Source organism: Hamadaea sp. NPDC051192 (assembly GCF_040682475.1).
Taxonomy (GTDB): domain Bacteria; phylum Actinomycetota; class Actinomycetes; order Mycobacteriales; family Micromonosporaceae; genus Hamadaea; species Hamadaea flava.
In genome coordinates this window covers 1-4,566 of sequence record NZ_JBFBAZ010000260.1, presented here as the reverse complement: position 1 = coordinate 4,566, position 4,566 = coordinate 1, and the positions used below count along the sequence as shown (strand labels likewise).

The 4,566-nt window shown below is 66.0% G+C and carries 4 protein-coding genes; 3 read left to right on the top strand and 1 reads right to left on the bottom strand.

All coding sequences use genetic code 11. From position 1 onward, the window contains the following. Nucleotides 1-110: 110 nt before the first annotated feature. Nucleotides 111-902 (bottom strand): trans-aconitate 2-methyltransferase, encoded by a 792-nt coding sequence (locus AB0M47_RS42145; protein ID WP_363424509.1) that lies wholly within the window; start codon nt 900-902, stop codon nt 111-113. A gap of 195 nt (nt 903-1,097) precedes the next feature. Here AB0M47_RS42145 and AB0M47_RS42140 point away from each other — a divergent pair, with 195 nt between their 5' ends. From AB0M47_RS42140 to AB0M47_RS42130, 3 genes are all read left to right on the top strand, one after another. Further along, entirely contained in the window at nt 1,098-2,444 is a 1,347-nt protein-coding gene (locus AB0M47_RS42140) for an ABC transporter substrate-binding protein (protein ID WP_363424506.1), read from the top strand. A 117-nt stretch (nt 2,445-2,561) separates the two neighbouring features. Beyond that, a complete protein-coding gene (locus tag AB0M47_RS42135; RefSeq protein WP_363424503.1) occupies nt 2,562-3,548 on the top strand; it encodes a sugar ABC transporter permease in 987 nt (328 codons plus the stop codon). Next, nucleotides 3,545-4,516 (top strand): carbohydrate ABC transporter permease, encoded by a 972-nt coding sequence (locus AB0M47_RS42130; RefSeq protein ID WP_363424500.1) that lies wholly within the window; start codon nt 3,545-3,547, stop codon nt 4,514-4,516. Before AB0M47_RS42135 ends, AB0M47_RS42130 begins: the two co-directional genes overlap by 4 nt. Nucleotides 4,517-4,566: the final 50 nt, after the last annotated feature.

Below are 4,566 nucleotides of genomic sequence, written 5' to 3'. Positions count from 1 at the left end.
GTCGCGCCGCGCCGCCACCCCGTCGCGTTGATCATGGAGTTTCCGGTCATGACACGCCGCCGACACCACAGTTAACTCCATGATCAACGGGGTTGGGAGGGGTGAGGGGGTCAGGGTTTGTGGGCGACGAGGAAGATGCGGCGGAACGGGAAGGGCACCACGTCCCGCCGCACCGGGTACGCCTTGGCGAGCCGATCCTGCAGCTGATCGCGGAACCGGCTCCAGTCCGCCGGGCGGTCGGCCAGAGCGGCCCGGACCGGCCGCAGCGCGGTCCCCTCCATCCAGGCCAGCACCGGGTGCGGCTCGTCCGGCCGGACCGGCAGCAGGTGCAGGTACGTCGTCTCCCACACGTCGACGTCGCAGCCGGCCTCCAGCAGGTCGCCGGCGTACTCGGCGGGATCCCACACCGCCGCGCCGTCGCGTAGCCCCTCGATCCGCCCGGCCCATTCCGGGCTGGCCGACAGTTCGCGCAGCAGCTGATGCGACGGCGCCTCGAAGTTCCCGGGCACCTGGAAGGCCAGCCACGCCCCCGTACGCACGGCCTCTGCCCATGAGCGCAGCAGCTGGCGATGGCCGGGAACCCACTGCAGGACGGCGTTGCCGACGATCACGTCCACATCTTCAGGCGGCGTCCAGGTGGACACGTCGCCGACGGCGAACGCGACCTTCCCGGACCGCGCCTCGGGCAGGGACGACGCCGAGTCGATCATCTCGGCGGACGAGTCAAGGCCCTCGATCCGCGCATCGGGCCAGCGCTGGGACAAGGCCACCGTCAAGTTGCCAGGACCGCAACCAAGGTCCACGATGTGGGCAGGCGCGTGACTCCCAACACGTGCCAGAAGATCGTGAAATGGGCGAGATCGTTCGTCTCCGTACCGCTGATACACCCGGGGGTCCCACATTGTGCACGCTCCCACGCAGTATTTAGAAAACCGTACGTCCGTCTTGTTTAACGATAACCGAGGTCACAGCGGGCTCACGAGTGGGTTTCCGAATCGTTACGAAGCCCGCTACGCCCCGGCTCTAGACGTAAACCGACGGTAAGGGATTGCATGATCCGATCAGGTCGTGCAAGAACCCAGCAGGGTGAGAAGGAGATGTCCATGGCATCAGCCAGGCGGCGTTCATTCGTGGCGCTCGTCGCGGCAGCCGGGCTCACGCTCGGCGGACTCGCGGCGTGCAGCTCCGGCGAGAAGTCCAGCGACAATTTGGACAAGCCGGAGTGCGCGGCATTCAAGGACTACACAGGTATCGCCGGTAAGACGGTCAGCGTCTACACGTCGATCCGGGACGCCGAGGCCGACCTGCTTCAGCAGTCCTGGAAGCAGTGGGCCGACTGCACCGGCGTCAAGATCGACTATGAGGGCAACGGCGACTTCGAGGCCCAGCTCCAGGTACGCGTACAGGGCGGCAACGCGCCCGACATCGCGTTCATCCCCCAGCCCGGTCTGCTGTCGAAGCTGGCCAAGGCGGGCAACCTGAAGCCGGCCGCCGAGAAGACGCAGGCGATGGCCACGCAGAACTACTCGGGCGACTGGCTGAAGTACGCGACGGTCGACGGCAAGCTCTACGGCGCGCCGCTGGGCTCGAACGTGAAGTCGTTCGTCTGGTACTCGCCGAAGATGTTCAAGGACAAGGGCTGGACCATCCCCACCTCCTGGGACGAGCTGATCTCGCTGAGCGACAAGATCGCCGCCACCGGCATCAAGCCGTGGTGCGCCGGCATCGAGTCCGGCAGCGCGACCGGCTGGCCGGCCACCGACTGGATCGAGGACGTCCTCCTGCGTGACCAGGGCCCGGACGTCTACGACCAGTGGGTCGCGCACAGCATCCCGTTCAACGACCCGAAGATCGTCTCGGCGGTCGACAAGGTCGGCTCGATCCTCAAGAACGACAAGTACGTCAACGGCGGCCTCGGCGGCGTGAAGTCCATCGCGACCACCTCCTTCCAGGCCGGCGGCACGCCGATCACGACCGGCAAGTGCGCGCTGCACCGCCAGGCGTCGTTCTACGCCAACCAGTGGCCGCAGGGCACCAAGGTGGCCGAGGACGGCGACGTGTTCGCGTTCTACTTCCCGGCGGTCGACCCGTCGAAGAAGCCGGTGCTGGGCGCGGGCGAGTTCACCGCGATCTTCGACGACCGGCCCGAGGTGCAGGCCTTCCAGACCTACCTGGCCAGCGCGGAGCACGCGAACTCGCGGGCGAAGCTGGGCAACTGGGTCTCCGCCAACAAGGGCCTGGACATCGCGAACGTCGCCAACCCGATCGACAAGAAGTCGGTCGAGATCCTGAAGGACTCCTCGACGGTGTTCCGCTTCGACGGTTCGGACCTCATGCCGGCCTCGGTCGGCGCGGGCTCGTTCTGGAAGGGCATGACCGACTGGATCAACGGCAAGAGCACCAAGGACTCGCTGGACTACATCGAGAACAGCTGGCCGAAGTGATCCTGGGTCACGGCGACCCGTCGTGACCGTGAAGACATCGACACCAGCCGGAGCTCCGTCCGCATCGGACGGGGCTCCGGCCGCCCACCGGCCCTGTGGGGCACACCGGGAGATCAGATGGATTTCAGCAACGAACCACCGAAACTCTTAGAGCTGCTCTACGGCGTCATCGGCTTCCTGGCCGTGGTCGGCCTGTTGTTGTTCGTGCTCGACAAGCTGCCGATGCGCAAGGACCGGTGGGTCGCCCTGACCTTCCTGTTCCCCGCCGGCCTCCTGCTCACCATCGGCCTGATCGTCCCGGCCATCCGCACGTTCATCCTGTCGTTCACCAAGCCCGACATCGCCAACCCGGGCCAGAACAAGTTCGCGGGATTCGAGAACTACATCTGGATGTTCACCGAGCCGGAGTCCCGGCACACCCTGCTGAACACGCTGCTGTGGGTGGTGCTGGTCCCGACGGTCTCGACCGCGGTCGGACTGATCTACTCCGTGCTGGTCGACCGCTCGCGCGGGGAGGCCTTCGCGAAGTCGCTGATCTTCATGCCGATGGCGATCTCGTTCGTCGGCGCCGGCATCATCTGGAAGTTCATCTACGAGTACCGCCCCGAGGACGAGCAGCAGCTCGGCCTGCTCAACCAGATCGTGGTGTGGCTGGGCGGCAGCCCTCAGCAGTGGCTGCTCAAGGGCCCGTGGAACACGCTGTTCCTGATCGTCGTGCTGATCTGGATCCAGGCCGGCTTCGCGATGGTCGTCCTGTCCGCCGCGATCAAGGCGATCCCCGCCGAGATCGTCGAGGCGGCCCGGCTGGACGGCGTCACGCCCTGGCAGATGTTCTGGCGGGTCACCGTCCCCAGCATCCGGCCGGCCCTCGTCGTCGTCCTCGTCACCATCACGATCGGCACCCTCAAGGTCTTCGACATCGTCCGCGCGATGACCGGCGGCAACTTCGGGACCAGCGTCCTGGCGTACGACATGTACAACTGGGCCTTCCCGTTCGACAACACCGGACGAGGCTCGACGCTGGCCGTCTTCCTCTTCCTGCTCGTCACGCCGATCGTGATCTACCAGATCCGCAACCTCCGCCAGCAGAGGGAGATCCGATGACCGTCGTACCGCCTGCCGTCGCCAGCGGCGAGACCGAGGTCGCGCCCAGCGATCAGGGCGGCGTGGCCAAGCGCGTCGGCAAGAAGCTGACCAGCCGCACCGCCACCGTCGTCTCGATCGTCATCGCTCTGGTGTGGACGATCCCGACGTTCGGTCTGTTCATCTCCTCGTTCCGGCCGGAGAACGACATCAAGAGCAACGGCTGGTGGAACTTCTTCACCAGCCCCAGCTTCACCCTGGAGAACTACCAGGAGGTGCTGTTCGGCACGTCCAACGTCAACGGGCGGCTGGCCAGCTACTTCATCAACTCGATCGTGATCACGATCCCGTCGGTGCTGTTCCCGGTGTTCTTCTGCAGCCTGGCCGCGTACGCGCTGGCCTGGCTGAACTTCAAGGGCCGGGACTGGATCTACATCGGCATCTTCGCGTTGCAGATCGTGCCGCTCCAGATGGCGCTGGTCCCGCTGCTCAGCTTCTTCAGCCGGGGCGTGACCATCGGCGGCGTGAACATCATGCCCGCCTGGCATCTCGAAGGGCCGGACAAGTTCATCCAGGTCTGGTTCGCCCACACCTGCTTCGCCCTGCCGCTCGGCATCTTCCTGCTGCACAACTTCATGTCCGAGCTGCCGCGTGACCTGATCGAGGCGGCGAAGGTGGACGGCGCGAGCCATCCGAAGATCTTCCGCAGCGTCGTGTTGCCGTTGATCGTGCCGGCCCTGGCCAGCTTCGCGATCTTCCAGTTCCTCTGGGTGTGGAACGACCTGCTCGTGGCGCTCATCTTCGCGGGCGGCAATCAGCGCACCGCGCCGCTGACCGTGCGCCTGGCCGAGATGGCCGGTACGCGGGGCAACGAATGGCAGCGCCTGACCTCGGGCGCGTTCATCTCGATCGTCGTACCGCTGATCGTCTTCCTGTCGTTGCAGCGCTACTTCGTCCGCGGCCTGCTCGCGGGCTCGGTCAAGGGCTGATCTCGCGACCTGTCCCGCCCGCGTACGGTGCGGGACAGGTCGCTAGACCC

Excerpts from the sequence above, each read along its gene's own strand:
- AB0M47_RS42145 (WP_363424509.1), bottom strand. The coding sequence starts at position 902 with ATGTGGGACCCCCGGGTGTATCAGCGGTACGGAGACGAACGATCTCGC.
- AB0M47_RS42140 (WP_363424506.1), top strand. The coding sequence starts at position 1,098 with ATGTCCATGGCATCAGCCAGGCGGCGTTCATTCGTGGCGCTCGTCGCG.
- AB0M47_RS42135 (WP_363424503.1), top strand. The coding sequence starts at position 2,562 with ATGGATTTCAGCAACGAACCACCGAAACTCTTAGAGCTGCTCTACGGC.
- AB0M47_RS42130 (WP_363424500.1), top strand. The coding sequence starts at position 3,545 with ATGACCGTCGTACCGCCTGCCGTCGCCAGCGGCGAGACCGAGGTCGCG.